Genomic DNA, 17,403 nt, shown 5'->3' with positions numbered 1-17,403 from the left:
GGCGTCAGATCAGGGTGCTCCAGTAGTACCAGAACCGGTTGAGCACCAGCAGCGCGATCACCGCGTACCAGAGCACCGGGACGACCCAGTGGTAGCGCACGGCCTCCCGCACCACCGTCCGCGCCCTCGGCCCGACCGGGATCACGCCGGAGCGCAGGTTGTGCAGGGTGGTGTACCAGAACAGCGGGATCATCGCGGCCCAGACCACCATGCAGTACGGGCAGAGCGCGCTGATCCGGTACAGCGCCTGGTACATCAGCCAGGTCACGAAGCCGATCCCGAACACCGTCCCGGCCTGGAGGCCGAGCCAGAACCAGCGCCGGAACGACGCCCCGGCCAGCAGCCCGGCGCCGATCGCGATCACCACGCCGAACGCGACCAGGCCGATCAGCGAGTTGGGGAAGCCGAAGGCCTCCGCCTGGTCGCTGCGCATGACCGAGCCGCAGCTGATGATCGGGTTGATGTTGCAGCTGGGGACGTACGACGGGTCCTTGAGCAGCCGGATCTTGTCCAGGGTGAGGACGGCCGAGGCGAACAGGCCGACCGCGCCGCCGAGCAGGAGCAGCCAGGCGAAGGGGCGGCTCGCACCGAAGGTCCGCGTGCTGGCGGCGGCGGGTACGGCCTGGGCGGGCGACGTCACCCGGTCACCTGCTTGACCAGGGCGGTGAACTGCTCGGGCGAGACGGCCTTGCCGTTGGTCAGGACGTCCAGCTTCTTTCCGTCGAGCTTGACGGTCGGGGTGCCGGTGACGTCGCTCTTGTTGAACTCCTCGTTCACCTTGGCCGCCCACGGCGCGTAGGTGCCGTCCTGGACGGCCTTCACGAAGGCGTCGGTCTTGAGGCCGGGCACCTGGCCGGCCAGGTCCAGGATGTGGTTGACGTCGCCGAAGTCGTCGCTGCGCTCGTCCGGCTGGTTGGCGTAGAGCACGTCGTGGAAGGCCTTGAACTTGTCCACGCCCTCGTTCAGGGCGGCGCCGGCGGCGGCCAGCGCGGTGCGCGAGCCCTTGCCGCCGAGGTTCTTGTCCAGGAACGTCGCGAGGTGGTACTCGATCTTGTAGGTGCCGTCGTCGGCGAGCTGCTGGACGGCCTTGCCGGTGGTCGTCTCCAGCTGCTCGCAGAACGGGCAGCGGAAGTCCTCGTAGACCTCCAGGGTGTGCGGGGCGTCGGCCTTGCCGTAGGTGATCACGGTGCCGTCGGTGCCGCTCGCGTTGGCGGGGACGACCAGCGGGCCGCCGGCCCCGGCGGTCGAGGAGGAGCCGGAGGAGCCGCCGACGGCGAAGGCGACGCCGGCCGCGAGGGCGAGCACGGCGACGGAGGCGCCGCCGACCACCACCCGGCGGCGGACCCGGTCGGCGCGCTGGGCCTGGGCGCGGGCCTCGCGCATGCGCTCGGTGGCGTTGGTCTTCCGGTCGGTCTTACGGGCGTTGCTCATGGGGTGTCGTCCTGTGCTCTCGGGTGCGCGGGCGCGTGGCGCTGGGCGCTGGGCGTGGCGGGGAGCGAGGACCGTCGAGGGGAAGCGCTCAGACGGTCAGGGCGAACACCGGGGGGCCGCGGCGGACGGCCGGGCGGACGACTGCGGCCTCGGCGGGGACCAGCACACGGCTGGCGCGGGGGAAGGGCACCCGGAGCACCGGGCGGGCCGGGACGGGGGCGGTCAGCAGCCGCAGCCAGCGGGCGGCGGCCGGGAGGTGGCGGTGCAGGAACTCGCCCAGCGTCCGGAGGGCCCGGGTGAGGCCGCTCAGCGCGGCGTCCGCGCGGCGCAGCCAGAAGGCCCCGGCCAGGGCGATCACGGTGTGCAGGAGGAGCAGCACGAGGATGCCGGTCTGCTCGGACACGCCGTGGCCGAGCAGGAACCCGCCGAGCGAGCCGCCGCCGCAGAGCAGCGGGCGCAGGCCCTGCCCGGCGTCGGGCGGCAGGGACGGGCAGGAGCGCTGGGCCAGGTCGAACAGGGCGCTGACGCCGAGCTGGAGGGGGAGGAACGCCGCCGCGATCGCCGGGTAGCCGCGTTCGCGGCCGGCCAGGGCGAAGGCCAGGACGAAGACGGCGGCCGAGGCCAGGCCCATCGTCCCGACCGGCAGCGAGCGGCCGGTGACCAGCACCTGGCCGAGCCCGGCGAGCAGCACGACCAGCGCGGCGAAGACCGCCGCGCGGAGCGTCCTGATGACCGGGCCGATGTCCATGGCATCCGAGTCTGCCACAGGTTGAAAGTGGAACGGTCTTGTCGGCGGCGGGCTGTGAAGAGCCTCACCGGCCTTGCTGAGCTGGGCTTATGTGGTTCTTACGGGGTGTGGGGGTTCCCGTGGGGGTGGCCGTTTGCGGTGGTCACCCGGGCTTCCAGGAGGTCTCGGAAGTGTTCGAGGTCTTCGCGGACCGTGCGCTCGATCGCTCCGGCCTGGGCGAAGCCGCGAGGGCCGCCGAACTCGCGGTGGACCGCTTCCGGGTCGTACTCCAGCCGGATCTGGAGGCGGGTGTGCTCGGGGTCGAGGGGGAGCAGGGCGAAGGCGCCGCTCAGGTGGACGGAGTCCAGGGTGCGCCAGGCCATCACCCGGCCCCGTCCGCGGTCGGTGATCTCGGTGTCCACGGACCGCTCGGCGCTGCCGATCCGGACGCCGAGGTGGGCGAGGTTGCGGCCGTGGGGGTGGGCGGTGCGGACTCCGTCGACGAACCGGGGGTACTCGTGGACCCGGTGGAGCTGCTCCCAGGCGGCGAGGACGGGGGCGGTGATGTCGATCTGTTCCTCAAGGGTGGTCATGGGGTTTCCTCCGGAACCAGGGTGCGCTTGGTCGGGGGGTGGGGCAAAAGGGGGCCGCTGCGCGGGGCTGGGGTGTGGGGGTGGGCTTTCGGGAGGGTGGGTTGGTCCGGGGGCGGTTCCGGGGGTGGGCGCTCCGGAGGCTGGGTGATTTTCCGACCGCCGACCCTGTGGGCACGTGGCTGGGCGCCGTGGGCGGTCTGAAAATCACCCGCAACGCCCCTCTCCGCACCCACCCCCTCCACCGCCCCCTCCCGCAGCGCGTCCCTCTCGCCTGGGTCGGGTGGTGGGGTGGGTGGTTGTTGTGGGTGGGTTGGTGCAGGTTTGGGGGTGGGAGGAGACTGGGCGCATGCCGGAGTTGCCTGAGGTTGAGGCGTTGAGTTCCTTCTTGGCTGCACGGGTGGTCGGGCGGGAGATCGCGCGGGTGCAGGTGGTGGCGATCAGTGCGTTGAAGACGTACGACCCGCCGGTGGCTGCCTTGGAGGGGCGGGCCGTGGGGGCGGTGGGGCGGCGGGGGAAGTTTCTGGACTTCGAGGTGGGTGGGGTGCATCTGGTGGTGCACCTGGCGCGGGCGGGGTGGGTGCGGTGGAGGGATTCGTTGCCGGTGGAACCGGCGAAGCCGAGTTCGCGGAATCCGTTGGCGGTGCGGGTGGGGTTGGAGGGTGGGGACGGGTTCGATCTGACGGAGGCGGGGACGAAGAAGGGGCTCGCCGTCTATGTGGTGCGGGATCCGGTGGAGGTGCCGGGGGTGGCGAGGTTGGGGCCGGAACCGTTGGATCTCGGGGTGGAGGAGTTCGCCGGGTTGTTGCGGGGGGAGCGGCGGAGGTTGAAGGGGGTGTTGCGGGACCAGACCGTGTTGGCGGGGGTGGGCAACGCCTACTCGGACGAGGTGCTGCACGTGGCGCGGATGTCGCCGTACAAGCTGGCGTCGAGCTTGACGGAGGAGGAGACGGCGCGGTTGTACGAGGCGTTGGGTGACACCTTGCGGGACGCGGTGGAGCGGTCGCGGGGGCTGGCGGCGGGGGAGCTCAAGGCGGAGAAGAAGGTGGGGATGCGGGTGCACGGGCGGACCGGGCTGCCGTGTCCGGTGTGCGGGGACACGGTGCGGGAGGTGTCCTTCGCGGACTCGTCGTTGCAGTACTGCCCGACGTGTCAGACCGGGGGGAAGCCGTTGGCGGACCGGAGGATGTCGCGGTTGTTGAAGTGACGCGCCCGGGTGGGGCCACCCGGGCGCGGCGGTGGTGTCAGCGCTTGATGGCGACGCCGCCCCAGTAGTAGGCGGCCTTCGGGTCGGCCGGGGGCTCGCCGTCGGGGCGCCAGGCGAGGACGGGGGAGAGGCCCGGCTCGACGAGGTCCCAGCCGTCGAAGAAGCGGAGCACGTCGTCGTAGCCGCGCGGGACGAGGGTCATTCCGCCGGCCCGGGCCGCTTCGGCGACCTTGCCGACGGCTTCCGGGGCGAAGTCCGCGGTGGGGGTGGTGAGGGCGATGCAGCTGCCGGCGGGCAGGGCGTCGCGCAGGGCGGCGACCCGGCCCCAGGGGTCGTCCTCGTCGGCGATCAGCATCAGGACGGCGATCATCAGCAGGCCGACCGGCTGGGTGAGGTCGAGGGTGGAGGTGAGCGCCGGGTCGGAGAACAGTTCCTCGGGCTTGCGCAGGTCCGCGTGGATGTAGGTGGTGCGGCTGGCCGGGCTGGAGACCATCAGGGCGCGGGCGTGGGCGAGCACGATGGGGTCGTTGTCGACGTACACGACGCGGGTGCCCGGGCTGACGGCCTCGGCGATCTCGTGGGTGTTCGGCGAGGTGGGGATGCCGGTGCCGAGGTCGAGGAACTGGCGGATGCCGTGTTCCCGGGCGAGGTGGCGGACCGCGCGCCCTTGGAAGGCGCGGTTGGCCTTGGCCATCTCCTTGACGCTGGGCACGGCCTCCTCGATGGCCTGGCCCATGGCGCGGTCCGGCGGGAAGTTGGTCTTGCCGCCCAGCCAGTAGTCGTAGACGCGCGCGGAGTGCGGAGTGGTGGTGTCGACGCCGAAACGTTCCCACTGGCTCAGCTCGACGGCGTCCTCGTCCTGCGGGCCCTGCTGGGGGAAGTCCTGACTTGTCGTCATGGCCACGTCCTCTGATGGCAGATCATCACACTGGGGAAGGCACAGCGTAGCGGCCATGGGGGGAATGAGGGGAAGGGGTGTCGGTAGGTCGGTGGGATGGGGGTGGTGTGGGCTGTCGGAGTGGTGATCGGCGCCCGGGGGGAGGGGTGCTGACCAGCGGGGCAAGCATCCAGAATGCTGTCTGATCGTCAGATTACTTCTTCGGTGACCGCTCGGGTCACCTCGCGCAGGCTGCTGATGGTAGCGGCCGGGATGTCGTTGCTCGGCGGTGCCGCCGCCTGCAAGAGCCCCTGGGGTAACAGGGGTGTCGCTGCTCCGGAGGGGGTGACGGAGGTGCTGGCGACGGAGGTGCCGGGGGCGCCCGGGGCTTCGGTTTCCTCGCCGACGCCCTCGCCGGTGCCGCCGTCCGCCACCCCGTCGGCGAGTCCGGCGGCCAGTGCGGCGCCGAGTGTCCAGCCCGTCCGCAAGGTGCTCAGCGATGCGGAGAGCAAGCCGGTCTACGACCTGGACCCGGCCCAGCGGGTGGTGGCGCTCACCATCGACGACGGGCCGGACCCCAAGTACACGCCCCAGGTGCTGGCCCTGCTCCAGCAGCACGGGATCCGGGCGACCTTCTTCCTGATCGGCGAGAACGCCGTCGAGCACCCGGCCCTGGTGAGGGAGATCGCCGACCGGGGCCACCACATCGCCAACCACACCTGGACGCATCCGGACCTGCGGCACATGTCGGAGAGTCAGGTGCGGGACGAGCTGGAGCGCACCAGCGACCTGCTGCACCGGACCACCGGGCGGCTGCCCACCTGGTTCCGGGCGCCGGGCGGGGACTTCTCGCCGGTGTCGCTGCGGGTGGCCGCCGAGATGGGGCTGCGGAACATGGCCTGGTCGATCGACCCGAGGGACTGGTCCCGGCCGGGGACGTCGTCGATCATCGACACGGTGCTGAAAGAGGTGCGGCCGGGGTCGATCGTGCTCAACCACGACGGGGGCGGGGACCGCTCGCAGACGGTGGCGGCGTTGAAGGCCTACCTGCCGGTGCTGATCGATTCCGGATACCTGTTCACGGCGCCGCCGAATTGATATCGGAAAGTCGGAGAATAGCGATGGGTGGGACAGGTGGCGGCTTTGGCTCCTAAACCACTCGAATGGGTGGATTGGAAGAAGCGTTTCTGCGGATTTTCGGCCTCTAGGGTGATCTCGCACTAGTTCGCCGGGTACGTCGAGTACCACCTGAAAGGCTCTCTCTCCCATGCGTCTCCGCAATGCATTCCTTGCCGTCGCCAGCGCCGCCGCCCTCGTCCTCGCCGTTCCGATGTCGGCCAACGCCGCCACCGGGGACTTCCTCTACAAGGTCGGCCCCGGGGTCCAGACCGGGCTGGCCGACCCGGAGAGCCGGGTGTGCATCGACGTCCCGGAGACCGGGGCCGACCCCGCCTTCGCGCCGGAGAACCTCACCACCTCGACGGCCACGGTGTTCCTCGAGGAGCACTGTGACGGTGACGTCTTCCGGACGATGAACCCCGGCACCAAGCTCGGCAACCGGTTGAAGTTCCGCTCGGTGATCTTCTCCTGAGCCGGGTGGCCCGGGTCGGGTGGTCGGCGTAGCGTCGAACTGTCCGGCCCGGTCGCCGGTGCCTCGTTGTGCCCGGGTGCCGCGGTCCGGGTGGAGCGAAGGAGGCCCGGGATGACCGGCTATGCACACCCCGAGGCGTTGGTCCGCACCGAGTGGCTGGCCGATCACCTGGACGACGGGACGGTCCGGGTGGTCGAGGTCGACGAGGACAGCAGCGCCTATCAGCGGGACCACATCCCGGGGGCGGTGGGGTGGAACTGGACCACTGATCTGCACAGCCAGGTCGGGCGGGACTACGCGGATCGCGACGGTGTCCAGCACCTGTTGCGGGCGGCCGGGGTGGAGGAGGACACGACGGTCGTCCTGTACGGGGGCAACAACAACTGGTTCGCCGCGTACGCGTTCTGGCTGTTGCGGCTGCGGGGGTTCGGGCCGGTGAAGCTGCTGGACGGCGGGCGGAAGAAGTGGGAGCTGGAGGGGCGGGAGCTCACCCACGAGGTGATGGACTACCAGCACTCGGGGTACCGGCTGACCGGGCCGGAGCGGCCCGAGCTGCGGGCGCTGCGGGACGAGGTGCTGGCCAAGGCGGAGGTGTTCGCCAAGCCCGGTGCGGACGCCGTGCTGGTCGATGTCCGGTCCCCGGCGGAGTTCCGCGGGGAGCTGATCGCGCCGCCGCACCTGCCGCAGGAGCAGGCCCAGGTGCCCGGGCACATTCCCGGGGCGGTCAACGTGCCCTGGTCGCAGGCCGCGAACGACGACGGGTCGTTCCGCTCGGCGGAGGAGCTGCGGGCGCTGTACGGCGGCAAGGGGGTCGGGGAGGAGCGCGAGGTGATCGCCTACTGCCGGATCGGCGAGCGGTCGGCGCACACCTGGTTCGCGCTCACCGAGCTGCTGGGGTACCCGCACGTGAAGAACTACGACGGCTCGTGGACGGAGTACGGCTCGCTGGTGCGGGCGCCGGTGGTGCTCGGGGTCTGAGGTGCGGGTGGGGCAGGTGGGGCGGGTGGCGGTGGTGGGGCGGTGGTATTTCGGCGCGTTTCTTTTCATGAACATCTCATAGTTGGGGAGTGGACCGGGGGCTGCCGGGACAAGGATCGATCCGACCCATCGATCCGGTGATCCTGGAGGACCACGTTGCGCAAGAGGCTGATCGTCTCCGCCGCCAGTGCCCTGAGCCTGTTCCTGGCCGTCCCCGCCTCGGCCGCCGACTTCCAACCCGGCGCGGCCGGGATCGGCGACCCCTACTACCCGACCTACGGCAACGGCGGCTACCGCGTCTCCCACTACGACATCCGGTTGAAGTACCAGCCCGCGACCGACGAGCTGGAGGGCACCACCACGATCCTCGCCACCGCTACCCAGGACCTCTCCCGGTTCAACCTCGACTTCGCGCTGAACGTCTCCGAGGTGCTGGTCAACGGGCGGGCGGCGGCCTTCGCCACCAGCGGTGAGCAGGAGCTGGAGATCACCCCGGCCCGGCCGCTGGCCAAGGGCAGCCAGGCCACCGTGGTGGTCCGCTACAAGGGCGTGCCGTCCACCGTGAAGAAGTACGGCTTCACCGCCTGGCACCGCACCCCGGACGGCGCGGTGGCGGCCGACGAGCCCGAGGCCGCGTGGTGGTGGTACCCGAGCAACGACCACCCGAGCAACAAGGCCACCTACGACGTCTCGGTGCTGGTGCCGGACGGCAACCAGGTGATCAGCAACGGCGTGCTGACCGGCACCAGCTCGAAGGCCGGCTGGACCCGCTACAGCTGGCGCGAGAACAAGCCCCAGGCGACCTATCTGACGACCTTGGCGGTCGGGAAGTTCGACATCACCACCGACACCACCGCGAGCGGGCTGCCGGTCTACAACGCGTACAGCAAGGACCTCGGCGAGAACGCGGACGCCGCCCGGGCCAGTGTCGAGCGCACCGGTGAGCTGGTGGACTGGCTGAGCGGCTACTTCGGCGACTACCCGTTCAGCTCGGTCGGCGGGTACGTGCCCAACGTCCCGACCGGCTATGCCCTGGAGACCCAGACCCGGGTCTTCTACAGCCCCAAGCAGTTCGCCAAGGGCACCAACACCTCGGTGGTCGTGCACGAGCTGGCCCACCAGTGGTACGGCGACAGCGTCTCGCTCTCGCGCTGGAGCGACATCTGGCTGAACGAGGGCTTCGCGAGCTACGCCCAGTTCCTCTGGTCCGAGCACGAGAACGAGGGCACCGCCCAGGAGCTGGCCGACTACATCTACGCCTCGCACCCGGCCGACGACCCGTTCTGGAGCGTCAAGCCGGGCGACCCGGGCGCGGACAACCAGTTCTCCAACGCGGTGTACGACCGGGGCGCGGTGGCCATCCAGGCGCTGCGCAACACCGTCGGGGACGAGAAGTTCTTCAAGATCCTCAAGGGCTGGCCCACCGAGCGCAAGTACGGCAACGCGACCATCGCGGAGTTCCAGGCGTACGCGGAGAAGGTGTCCGGGAAGAAGCTCGGGGACCTCTTCAAGACCTGGCTGTTCACTCCGGGCAAGCCGGCCGTCGGACCGGTGGTGCCGGGGGCACCGGCCGCCGCTTCGCTGGCGCCGGGGGCGCGGGACGACGTCAAGGCGCTGGTGGAGCCGAAGTCCTGGAAGAAGATCCAGGACGCCCACTCGGTGCACGAGCACTGACACCCGGTGGGGTGAGGTGACGGGCGTGGCCCGGCCGGTGGGCCGGGCTACGCCGCTCCGGGGCCGTCCGCCGCGAGGAGTTCGGTGAGGCGGCGGACGGCGAAGGGTATGAGCTCGCGGACCGGGACCAGCCGGCACGGCGCGTCGCCGACCAGCACCTCGCGGATGCCGGCCAGCTCCTCGAACTCCCGGCCCACGACCGGGAAGTGGGTGTCGTTGTCGTTGCCCACGTCCGGTGTCTCGATCCACACCCGCTCGCCCTGGATGGCCATCGGGAAGCGGCGGAGCTTGAGCCGGCGGTTCGGGGCGAAGGTCTCCGCGTAGTGCAGGAAGGTGTTGCGGTTGTGCCCGACGCCGACCAGCAGCACGTACCCGCCGAGGTCGTGCAGGGCGCCGAAGGGCGACTCCCGGCCGACGGCCCAGCCGAGCGAGCGGCGGGCGGTGACCTCGCGGGCGTGGGCGCCGACGGCGGCGACCGAGGCCTGCGGGTGGGTGCTGCGCAGGCTCTCCGGCAGGCTGCGCAGGGCCTCGGCGATCGCGCCCATCGGGGAGGGCAGCCCGGGGTGGAACAGCGGGACGGCGGCCCGCAGTTCGGCGATCTCGGGGGTGGGCAGCCCGGCGTGGTCCGGTGCCGGGTCGCAGACGACGGAGCCGGTGAAGGCGGGCGTGGCCACCGTGCCGCCCGGCCCGACGGCCTCGCGCAGGCTGGCCACCACGGCCGCCGCCCCGCCCTCGACCCGGCCGAGGCTGGAGAGCGAGGAGTGCACGATGACCGCCATGCCCGGGCGGACGCCGACCCGGTGCCAACCCTCCACGAGGTCGGCGGCGGTGAGCGGGCTGGTGCCCGGTGTGGTCATGGTCCCCCCTGATGATGGTGGTGCGTAGGGCTGATGGGCGTGCTGGTGCATTCGTACCGGTGTGGTGCGATTGTTCGGGCCCGACCCTAGCGGGTGGCACTGACAATCGGTCAGGAGGGGGGTGCCGTGCGTCAGTCCACGGCGTCGAGGCCCGTCCGCTCCGGGGGACTGGTCACCGGGTGTCGTGAGCGGCGAGGACCAGGGCCTCCTGCTCGGGGGTGAAGCCGTGCCCCAGCGGTGGTTCGCCGCGCTCGCGGTCCCAGGCGAGCACATCGGCGGCGGTCACCGCGAGCGGGGTGGCGGGCAGCCCGGCGGCGCGGGCCCGGGCCGGGTCGCGCTGCTGGCCGGGCCAGAGGGGTTCGGCCCGGACCAGCGGGAAGAACGGCGGCGGGGCGGTCTCCGGGGGGACGGGCACGAGCTCGATCCCGGTGCCCGCGACCTCGGCGCAGGTGGCGATCAGGCTGCCCAGGGTGGTCGGTTCGGCCGGGCCCACGGCGTGGAAGGCGCCCGGTCGGCCGTCCTGGAGCAGCCGGAGCACCAGCCGGGCCAGGTCGCGCGAGTCGACCACCTGGACGGGCTGTTCGGGGCGTCCGGGCAGGGCGATCCGGCCGCCGCGGGCCGCCCGGCGGGCCCAGTACGTCAGTCCGCGCTGCTCGTCGTGCGGCCCGGCCACCTTGCCGGGGCGCACGATCGTCGCCCGGTCGCCGTAGCGGGCGGTGACGTCCTGCTCGCAGGCGACCTTGAGCCGGCCGTACGTCTCCTCGGACAGCTCCTCGGCCTCGCGCAGCGGTGCGCGGAGCGGGGCGGACTCGTCGGAGTGCGGGGCGAGCCCGGGCCGGTGGTAGACGGCGTGGCTGGAGACGAAGAGGTAGCGGCCGACCCGGTCGCCGAGGGCGGTCATGGCCTGGTCGACCTGGCGGGGGCGGTAGCCGGTGACGTCCACCACGGCGTCCCACTCGCCCGTGCGCAGGGCGGCGTAGTCGCCGGTGTCGCGGTCGCCGCGCAGGTGGCGGGCTTCGGGGAAGAGGTCGGGGTTGGTCCGGCCGCGGTTGAACAGGGTGACCTCGGCGCCGCTGCGCAGGGCGTCGGCGGCGATCGCGCGGCCGACGAAGGAGGTACCGCCGAGTACGAGGATCCGCATGGGGTTCAGGCTAGAACCCGGGTCAAGTCGATTCGGGCGGATCCGGGGCGTGCCGGTTCCGGCCGGCTCGGGGTGAGCCGGCCGGGGCCGGGGTCAGGTGGTGGGAGCCTTGGCAGCTTCGGTGAGGATCAACTCCTCGATGCCGTAGAGGAACCGCTCCATCGCGGGGCGCGGGAGGACGGCCGGGTCGGCGGTCATGGCGAGGCTCAGTGCCTCGGGGGACTGCAGGGCGTCCAGGGCGTAGGTCAGGCCCGGGCGGGGCTCGAAGTCGACCGGCCAGCTGAGGGTGGTGCCCTCGTCGCCCGGGGCGGGTGCGGCCGGGAGCAGGTCGCGGGTGTCGTTGAAGACGCAGGAGCGGTCGGCGAGCGGTACGCCCTCGGCGGAGAGCTGCTCGACCTCGGCGGCCAGGGCGAGCTTGTCGTAGTAGGCGTGCCGGTAGGTGCCGATCGCGGCGGAGTGGGTGCGGCGGACGACCTCGCCGAACTCGGCGGTGGCGTCGGGGAGGTGGAACAGTCCGTCGCCCGCGACCACGCTCACCGCGTTGGTCAGCTCGGGCAGGAAGCGGTTGTTGACCACGACGTTGAGCACGGCCTCGGTGGTGCCGGCGAGGCGGGCGGTCATCGTGGCGGTCGCCGCCAGCAGGACGGAGGAGGTGCTCACCCGGTGGGTGGCGGCGACCAGTTCGACCGCGCCGGGCAGGGCGGGGGAGCGCAGGACGGCGTTGGGGAAGTCGGCGGGGTGCTCGGTCGCGGGCGGCTCCGGGAACAGCCGGGGCGGGGCGAGGCGGAGCTTGCGGACGAACTGCTTGCGGGCGCCGGTGTCGCGCTTGCGGCCCCGCTCGGAGGTCTGGAACTCGGCCTCCTCCAGGGGCTGTTGGGCGGGTGTGCGGAGCCCGGCGAGTTGGCTGGGGGAGTGCCCGAGGCTGAGCGCGGTCAGGTCGGCGACCAGGCGGTTCATCCCCGCGCCGTCGACGGCGGTGTGGGAGAGTGCCAGGCTGATGTGCCGGGCCAGGCCGTCGGCCGTCACCACGCCGACCCGGAGGGGCCACTGGGTGGCGGTGTCGAAGGGGCGTCCGGCCAGGTCCCGGTGCAGTCGCTCACCGGCCTCGGTCGGGTCCTCGCCGTCCGCCAGCGGGTGCACCTCGACGGTCAAGGTGCCGTCCGGGTCGACGACTTGGCGCAGCGTGCCGTCCGGGGCGGGCAGCAGTCGGGTGTGCAGCGAGTCGTGCAGGTGGAGCAGTCGGTCCAGGGCGTCGAGCAGTCCGGGCAGTGGCAGGCCCGGGTCCAGCGGGGCCGCGGTGGCGATGGTGTAGCGCGGTACGTCGGCCGGGGGGAGTCGGCGTACGGCGTCCCAGATGGCCCGTTGGCCCCAGGTGGCCGGTCCGGTTCCGGACCGGCCGGACGAGAACGCGATCTCCAGCAGTTGGCGTGTGGTCACCGTGTGGCTCTCCAGGGTGCGGTCGTTCGGTGCGTCGGTGCCGGTGCGTCGGGAGCGCGGGTGCTGCTGGGGAGAGTGTGGCGCACGGTCCGCCGGGCGTCGAGGGGGTGGCCGGCCGGCGGGCGTCCGGTATGCGGGACCGGGGTTCCATGACTATCTCGACATGAAGTATCTTGATGTCGAGATTGACGGTGGACGCGAAACGAGGACCTGTCATGCGGGGGAACGGACTGTGGTCGCAGCTGCGGCGGCCGCCGGGCGGGCGGGACGCCCGCATCATGCTGCTGGCCCAGGGCGTGGACCGGACCGGCACCGGGGTGTGGGCGGCCGCGTCCGTGCTGTACTTCACCTATGTCTGCGGCATGGACGCCGGGCGGCTCGGCCTGCTGCTCGGGGTGGGCGCGGTGGCCGGGATCATCGGTTCGCCGCTATCCGGACGGGCCGCCGAACGCTTCTCGGTACGCGGGCTGCTGATCGGCTGCCACCTGCTGCGGGTGGCCACCATGGCGCTGCTGCTGGTGGTCCAGGACTTCACCGCGCTGCTGGTCTCGGTCGCGCTGACCTGCCTGGCCGAACGCGGCGCCAAGACCCTGGAGATGCTCTTCGCCACCCGGGTCGCGGGCGAGCGGCGGGCCACCTACCAGGCGCTGTTCCGCAGCGTGGCCAACGGCGGCTACGCGGTCGGGACGGGCGTCGCGGCGATCGGCCTGGCGTTCGGCACCACCACCGCGTACCGGGCGCTGATCGTGGCCAACGCGCTTTCGTACCTGCTGGCCGCCGCCCTGATCCGGCGCACCGAGGAGCCGGCCGGGCGCGGTCTGGGCGCGGTGGCGGAAGCGGAAGCGGCTGCGGAAGCGGGGTCGAAGGCGGAACCGGAGGTGAAGGCGGAGGCGTCAGTCGCCGGGGGCGGCGCCGTGCCGAGCCCCTGGCGCGACCGCGGCTACCTGCTGTTCGTGCTGCTGGACCTGCCGATGTGCCTGGACGACTCCGTGCTCAACGTCGGCCTGCCGCTCTGGCTGATCCACCACACCGACGCGCCGCACGCCGTGGTGCCGGCCTTCCTCACCCTCAACACCGTGCTGGTGGTGGTGCTCCAACTGCGCGTCTCCGGCTGGGCGGAGCGGCCGGGCGGGGCGACCAGGGCGGTCGGCTGGTACGGGGTGACGCTGCTCGCGAGCTGCCTGCTGATCGCGCTCTCCACCGGCGGCGGCCCGCTGACCGCCTCGCTCGCCCTGCTGGCCGCGGCCGCGCTGGTCACGCTCGCGGAGCTGATGCGCTCGGTGAGCTCCTGGGAGCTGGCGGTCAGCCTGGCGCCGCCGAGGGCCCGGGCCTCCTACCTGGGGGTGGCGGGGATGTCCCAGTCGGTCCAGAAGTCGGTGGGGCCGATGCTGCTGACCGGCGTGGTGATGGCCGCCGGCCCGGTGGGCTGGCTGGCGCTCGGTGCGGCGTCCACCGGGCTCGCCGCGCTCCAGCGCCGGGCCAGCCTGCGCCGCCTCGCGGCGCTGGCGGTGCCGGAGCGGGTGCCCGTGGCGGTCGGCTGACCGCCACGCGGACCGCGGGAGCAGCCCGCCCGCCGCGATCCGGCCGCAGCGGGCGGGCCGTTCAGGAGGCCGGCACCTTCCTGGGCTCCCGTACCTCCTCGACGGGGGTGCGCGCCCGGAGGGTGCCGACCAGGAGGGCGCCGGCGAGGGCCGCAGCGCCGGTGAGGGAGGCGAACACGGTGGAGGAGGTGGCGATCCCGGCGGCGTCGCTCAGGTAGCCGGTCAGGATGGGCAGGATGCCCGCGAACAGGTAACCGCCCGCGCTGAGTGCCGCGTTGGCCTCGGCGAGCCGGGTCGGGACGACTTCCGTCCCCAGCCGGGAGAAGCCGCCGTACTGGCCCATGCCCTGCCCGACGCCCGCGGCGACCGCGGCGAGGGTGAGCAGGGCGAGGGAGTGGGCGCGGACGGCGGTGGCGGTGCCGAGCATGGCGACGCCGGTGACGACGCCCGCGATGGTGAGGATCCGCCCCAGCGGCAGGTTCCGGATCGCGAACTGGACGCCGGTGGAGGCGCCGAACATCATGAAGCCGATCCCGCCGGTCACCAGCCGGTTGCCGGTGTGCAGCAGGGAGGCGAGCAGGATCGGCCCGAGCGCGAGCAGCAGGGACGTCCCCGTCATGCCGGGGATGTAGACCAGCAGGCTGGTGGCCAGGCCGCGGCGGTTGACCCGGGGGACGGACGGCAGGCGCAGCCACCCCGGCGCGGGTTCCTCCCGGGAGACCGGTACGGGCGGCAGGTGGAGGGTGTACACGACCGCCAGGGCGGTCAGGAGCAGGACCCCCTCCAGGACGAAGACGGTGACGGTGGGGGCCGTCCAGTACTGGGAGACGCTGCCCCCGAGCAGGGGGCCGGCGGCCAGGCCGGTGCCGATGGCCACCGATCCGGCGAGGACCGCCTGCGGGCGCCGCCCGGGGCCCCCGACGTGGGAGACCGCCGCGGTGCCGGCCGAGAGCACCGCGCCGACCGCCACACCGGTGAGCAGCCGCGCGACGATCAGGGTCAGGACGTGGGTGGCCGTCATGAACAGCGCGCAGGAGACCAGTCCGGCGACCAGGGCGGGGGCCAGCACCCGGCGGGTGCCGTACCGGTCCGCCAGGGCGCCGGTGAACGGCAGGGCGAGCAGCAGTCCGCCGATGTACGCGGCGAAGATGACCGTCGTGGTGCCGGTGGAGAAGCCGATGCGGTCCTTCCAGAGGGCGAGCAGCGGGGTGGGGATGTTGGACAGCATGAACACGGCGGTGATCGGCCACGCCGCCGCCCACACCGCCCACCCCGGCGGCTGGGGCCGGCCGTTCACAGCTCGCGCAGGAGCGGGAGGAGCTCCTGCGCCGTCCGCCGGACCGCGTCGCGGTAGGCGGCCTCCGTCAGCTCGGCGGTGGGCAGGCGCAGGATCAGGTGGCGGGCGCCGTTCTTGACGTACTGGTGGAGCCAGTCGGCGACCTCCTGCGGGGTTCCGCCGAAGATCCCCTGGGTGGTGCGCATGGTGGTGAGCGGGAGGCCGTAGTAGGCGCGGAAGTACGACCAGAGGGTCTCCTCGGCCTGCTCCCGGGTGCGGTCGACCGCGACGGAGAGGTAGACGGAGCCGGTGACCGCCTCGGCGGGGCGGCCCGCCTCCTCGCGCGCGGCGGTGACCTGCTCCCAGCCCGCGCCGTAGTTCTCGGGGGTGGTGGAGGTCGGCATCCAGCCGTCGAAGCCGCGGCCGGCCCGGCGCAGCATCTGGGGGCCGGAGTGGGCGATCCACAGCGGCGGGCCCTGCGGCTGGTGCGGCAGGGGCAGCAGGGCGGCGTCCTGGAGCCGGTAGTGCTTGCCCTGGTAGGAGACGGGCTCGCCGCGGGCGGCCCAGAGTGCCTGGCAGATCTCGACGGTCTCCCGCATCCGCCCGAAGCGGGTGGCGAAGTCCAGCCCGTAGTTGGCGAATTCGCGCTCGGTCGCGGGGGAGGCGAAGCCGGAGCCGATGCCGGCGATCACCCGGCCGCCGGAGATCCGGTCCAGGCAGGCCAGTTCGTGCGCCAGGTGGACGGGGGCGCGCAGCGGCATCAGCACGGCGGTGCCCAACTGCACCCGCTCGGTGGCCGAGGAGGCGGCGGCGAGGGCGAGCAGCGGGTTCATCCGGGAGCGGGCGAGCGGGGATTCGCCGGCCCAGATCGAGTCGAAGCCGGACTCCTCGGCCAGGGCGGCGATCGAGGCGAGGTTGGCCGGGTAGGGGCCCTCGTCGACGACGGCCTCGCGGCCGGGCAGGACGATGCCGACCTTGAGGGCGGTCACTGGTCCCACCCCACGGCGGGGACGAGGCCCTCGATCTCGACCAGGAGGTCGTCCCGGCAGACGGCGACGTTGAGGTACTTCACCTCAGTACCCAGACCAAGTGTCTCCTCACAGACAGCGCGTACCGCCGGAACATCGTCTTCATGTCGCACGTAGGCCTTGATCATCCGTAGGTCCTTGAGGTCGTGTCCCGCGTCGATGCCCTGGGCCGCGAGGTTCTCGCGGGAGATCAGGTGGGCGATGTTGTCCAGGGTCTCCCGGGTCTGGCGCCGCACGTCGCCCGGGTGGACGGTCTCGTGGCCGAGGATGGACGCGGTGCCGGAGACGTAGAGGGTGTCGTCCAGGAGCGTGGCGCGGGCGAAGCTCGGCGACTTGGGACCGTACTGGTCGGGGTAGTGGTAGGCGGAGGTCTGCCGGCTGTTCTCCAGGTGGCGGGGCACGCCTCTTCTGGTCGCCAGCAGGACGAAGGCTATGCCGCGGCCCTGGGTGCCGATCCCGGTGGCGGCGGGGAGTTGGGCGGTGGTGTCGCCCATGTAGGTCTGGAAGGCCTGGGCGCGGCCCTGGACGAAGTCCCGGTAGACCTCCATGCCTTCGGCGTTGGCGCCGAGGATGTCGCCGACGAAGTTCCACATCCGGAAGATGTGCCCGTAGTCGAGGTGGTTGACCAGGGCGAAGGCCTTCTCGTACATCTCCCGCACCGGCGGGGTGTAGACCGACTGCTCGGGCAGGAGGCCGGCGACGAAGAGGTGTCGGCCGTCGTGGGCGTAGGCGCTGTCCTCGCGCAGGACCCAGCGCGGCTGTTCGGCGACGGTCCACACCTCGCGGAAGGCGTCGCCGTTGGTGACCGCCATCGGGATGGTCAGGTCGGGGTGGCCGTGCTCGACCCGGGTGAGGCCGGTGGCGGCGCCGTAGGTCACGGTGGCGAGGACGTGGCGCCCCGGCTCCGGGGACGGCGGCTGGGCCGCGGAGGTGAAGTGGGCACGGATGCTCATGTCAGCAGGTTCCTTCGGTGCGGCAGGCGGCGCCGTCGTCGGCGACGTCCTGGTGGGCCTGCGCGTCGAGGATCGCCCCGCGCAGGTGCTGGGGC

At 72.4% G+C, this 17,403-nt stretch carries 18 protein-coding genes; 6 read left to right on the top strand and 12 right to left on the bottom strand.

The features are described from left to right. Positions 1 to 4: 4 nt before the first annotated feature. The 4 genes from ACFC1T_RS33165 to ACFC1T_RS33150 form a co-directional block, all read right to left on the bottom strand. Positions 5 to 640, bottom strand: a complete 636-nt coding sequence (locus tag ACFC1T_RS33165; RefSeq protein WP_375894964.1) for a vitamin K epoxide reductase family protein — start codon at positions 638 to 640, stop codon at positions 5 to 7. Next, complete coding sequence (locus ACFC1T_RS33160; RefSeq protein ID WP_375894962.1) at positions 637 to 1,431, bottom strand: DsbA family protein; 795 nt, start codon at positions 1,429 to 1,431, stop codon at positions 637 to 639. The genes ACFC1T_RS33165 and ACFC1T_RS33160 overlap by 4 nt, the downstream gene beginning before the upstream one ends. A gap of 88 nt (positions 1,432 to 1,519) precedes the next feature. Next, a complete protein-coding gene (locus ACFC1T_RS33155) occupies positions 1,520 to 2,197 on the bottom strand; it encodes a hypothetical protein (protein ID WP_375894959.1) in 678 nt (225 codons plus the stop codon). An 80-nt stretch (positions 2,198 to 2,277) separates the two neighbouring features. After that, the gene (locus tag ACFC1T_RS33150) at positions 2,278 to 2,751 is read right to left on the bottom strand and encodes an SRPBCC family protein (protein WP_375894956.1); all 474 of its coding nucleotides are present in this window, start codon (positions 2,749 to 2,751) and stop codon (positions 2,278 to 2,280) included. 346 nt (positions 2,752 to 3,097) lie between these two features. Between ACFC1T_RS33150 and ACFC1T_RS33145 the strand changes: the two genes are divergently transcribed. Continuing rightward, entirely contained in the window at positions 3,098 to 3,955 is an 858-nt protein-coding gene (locus ACFC1T_RS33145) for an Fpg/Nei family DNA glycosylase (protein ID WP_375894953.1), read from the top strand. Positions 3,956 to 3,992: 37 nt separating this feature from the next. Here the strand turns inward: ACFC1T_RS33145 and ACFC1T_RS33140 are convergent, their stop codons facing one another. Beyond that, positions 3,993 to 4,853, bottom strand: coding sequence for an SAM-dependent methyltransferase (locus ACFC1T_RS33140; protein WP_375894951.1), 861 nt, complete (start codon positions 4,851 to 4,853; stop codon positions 3,993 to 3,995). Between the two features lie 188 nt (positions 4,854 to 5,041). Further along, positions 5,042 to 5,344, bottom strand: a complete 303-nt coding sequence (locus ACFC1T_RS33135; protein ID WP_375894948.1) for a hypothetical protein — start codon at positions 5,342 to 5,344, stop codon at positions 5,042 to 5,044. On the opposite strand from ACFC1T_RS33135, the gene ACFC1T_RS33130 reads away from it, so the two are divergent. The 4 genes from ACFC1T_RS33130 (at position 5,322) to ACFC1T_RS33115 (ending at position 9,075) form a co-directional block, all read left to right on the top strand. Next, positions 5,322 to 5,930, top strand: a complete 609-nt coding sequence (locus tag ACFC1T_RS33130) for a polysaccharide deacetylase family protein (protein ID WP_375894945.1) — start codon at positions 5,322 to 5,324, stop codon at positions 5,928 to 5,930. The two genes, ACFC1T_RS33135 and ACFC1T_RS33130, sit on opposite strands and share 23 nt — an antisense overlap. 169 nt (positions 5,931 to 6,099) lie before the next feature. Further along, positions 6,100 to 6,423, top strand: a complete 324-nt coding sequence (locus ACFC1T_RS33125) for a hypothetical protein (RefSeq protein ID WP_375894943.1) — start codon at positions 6,100 to 6,102, stop codon at positions 6,421 to 6,423. 111 nt (positions 6,424 to 6,534) lie between these two features. Next, a complete protein-coding gene (locus tag ACFC1T_RS33120; protein ID WP_375894940.1) occupies positions 6,535 to 7,401 on the top strand; it encodes a sulfurtransferase in 867 nt (288 codons plus the stop codon). Between the two features lie 156 nt (positions 7,402 to 7,557). Then, positions 7,558 to 9,075, top strand: coding sequence for a M1 family metallopeptidase (locus tag ACFC1T_RS33115; protein WP_375894937.1), 1,518 nt, complete (start codon positions 7,558 to 7,560; stop codon positions 9,073 to 9,075). 47 nt (positions 9,076 to 9,122) lie between these two features. Here ACFC1T_RS33115 and ACFC1T_RS33110 read toward each other — a convergent pair whose 3' ends face one another. The 3 genes from ACFC1T_RS33110 to ACFC1T_RS33100 all read right to left on the bottom strand — a co-directional run bounded on the left by ACFC1T_RS33110 (position 9,123) and on the right by ACFC1T_RS33100 (position 12,510). Beyond that, the gene (locus ACFC1T_RS33110; RefSeq protein ID WP_375894935.1) at positions 9,123 to 9,932 is read right to left on the bottom strand and encodes an aminoglycoside N(3)-acetyltransferase; all 810 of its coding nucleotides are present in this window, start codon (positions 9,930 to 9,932) and stop codon (positions 9,123 to 9,125) included. A 172-nt stretch (positions 9,933 to 10,104) separates the two neighbouring features. Then, the gene (locus tag ACFC1T_RS33105; RefSeq protein ID WP_375894933.1) at positions 10,105 to 11,073 is read right to left on the bottom strand and encodes an NAD-dependent epimerase/dehydratase family protein; all 969 of its coding nucleotides are present in this window, start codon (positions 11,071 to 11,073) and stop codon (positions 10,105 to 10,107) included. 93 nt (positions 11,074 to 11,166) lie between these two features. Next, on the bottom strand, positions 11,167 to 12,510 hold the full coding sequence (locus tag ACFC1T_RS33100; protein ID WP_375894930.1) for a condensation domain-containing protein: 1,344 nt from the start codon (positions 12,508 to 12,510) through the stop codon (positions 11,167 to 11,169). Positions 12,511 to 12,725: 215 nt separating this feature from the next. Here ACFC1T_RS33100 and ACFC1T_RS33095 point away from each other — a divergent pair, with 215 nt between their 5' ends. Next, positions 12,726 to 14,051 carry an MFS transporter gene (locus tag ACFC1T_RS33095; protein WP_375894927.1) on the top strand — a complete coding sequence of 442 codons (1,326 nt, stop codon included), beginning with the start codon at positions 12,726 to 12,728 and terminating at the stop codon, positions 14,049 to 14,051. A gap of 61 nt (positions 14,052 to 14,112) precedes the next feature. Here the strand turns inward: ACFC1T_RS33095 and ACFC1T_RS33090 are convergent, their stop codons facing one another. From ACFC1T_RS33090 to ACFC1T_RS33080, 3 genes are all read right to left on the bottom strand, one after another. Then, the gene (locus tag ACFC1T_RS33090; protein ID WP_375894924.1) at positions 14,113 to 15,279 is read right to left on the bottom strand and encodes an MFS transporter; all 1,167 of its coding nucleotides are present in this window, start codon (positions 15,277 to 15,279) and stop codon (positions 14,113 to 14,115) included. Positions 15,280 to 15,344: 65 nt separating this feature from the next. Further along, the gene (locus ACFC1T_RS33085) at positions 15,345 to 16,316 is read right to left on the bottom strand and encodes an LLM class flavin-dependent oxidoreductase (RefSeq protein WP_375894921.1); all 972 of its coding nucleotides are present in this window, start codon (positions 16,314 to 16,316) and stop codon (positions 15,345 to 15,347) included. Continuing rightward, entirely contained in the window at positions 16,313 to 17,308 is a 996-nt protein-coding gene (locus ACFC1T_RS33080) for an FkbO/Hyg5 family chorismatase (RefSeq protein ID WP_375894918.1), read from the bottom strand. Before ACFC1T_RS33080 ends, ACFC1T_RS33085 begins: the two co-directional genes overlap by 4 nt. Positions 17,309 to 17,403 lie beyond the last annotated feature (95 nt).

It is taken from the genome of Kitasatospora sp. NPDC056076 (assembly GCF_042266305.1).
In the GTDB taxonomy this organism is placed as follows: domain Bacteria; phylum Actinomycetota; class Actinomycetes; order Streptomycetales; family Streptomycetaceae; genus Kitasatospora.
Note: the sequence above shows the minus strand (reverse complement) of the source record. Positions and strands in the feature narration are given on the sequence as shown.

Bases quoted from the DNA above. Each gene is read 5' to 3' on its own strand.
- ACFC1T_RS33160 (WP_375894962.1), bottom strand. From the start codon at position 1,431: ATGAGCAACGCCCGTAAGACCGACCGGAAGACCAACGCCACCGAGCGC.
- ACFC1T_RS33150 (WP_375894956.1), bottom strand. From the start codon at position 2,751: ATGACCACCCTTGAGGAACAGATCGACATCACCGCCCCCGTCCTCGCC.
- ACFC1T_RS33145 (WP_375894953.1), top strand. From the start codon at position 3,098: ATGCCGGAGTTGCCTGAGGTTGAGGCGTTGAGTTCCTTCTTGGCTGCA.
- ACFC1T_RS33140 (WP_375894951.1), bottom strand. From the start codon at position 4,853: ATGACGACAAGTCAGGACTTCCCCCAGCAGGGCCCGCAGGACGAGGAC.
- ACFC1T_RS33125 (WP_375894943.1), top strand. From the start codon at position 6,100: ATGCGTCTCCGCAATGCATTCCTTGCCGTCGCCAGCGCCGCCGCCCTC.
- ACFC1T_RS33120 (WP_375894940.1), top strand. From the start codon at position 6,535: ATGACCGGCTATGCACACCCCGAGGCGTTGGTCCGCACCGAGTGGCTG.
- ACFC1T_RS33110 (WP_375894935.1), bottom strand. From the start codon at position 9,932: ATGACCACACCGGGCACCAGCCCGCTCACCGCCGCCGACCTCGTGGAG.
- ACFC1T_RS33105 (WP_375894933.1), bottom strand. From the start codon at position 11,073: ATGCGGATCCTCGTACTCGGCGGTACCTCCTTCGTCGGCCGCGCGATC.
- ACFC1T_RS33095 (WP_375894927.1), top strand. From the start codon at position 12,726: ATGCGGGGGAACGGACTGTGGTCGCAGCTGCGGCGGCCGCCGGGCGGG.
- ACFC1T_RS33090 (WP_375894924.1), bottom strand. From the start codon at position 15,279: ATGCTGTCCAACATCCCCACCCCGCTGCTCGCCCTCTGGAAGGACCGC.
- ACFC1T_RS33080 (WP_375894918.1), bottom strand. From the start codon at position 17,308: ATGAGCATCCGTGCCCACTTCACCTCCGCGGCCCAGCCGCCGTCCCCG.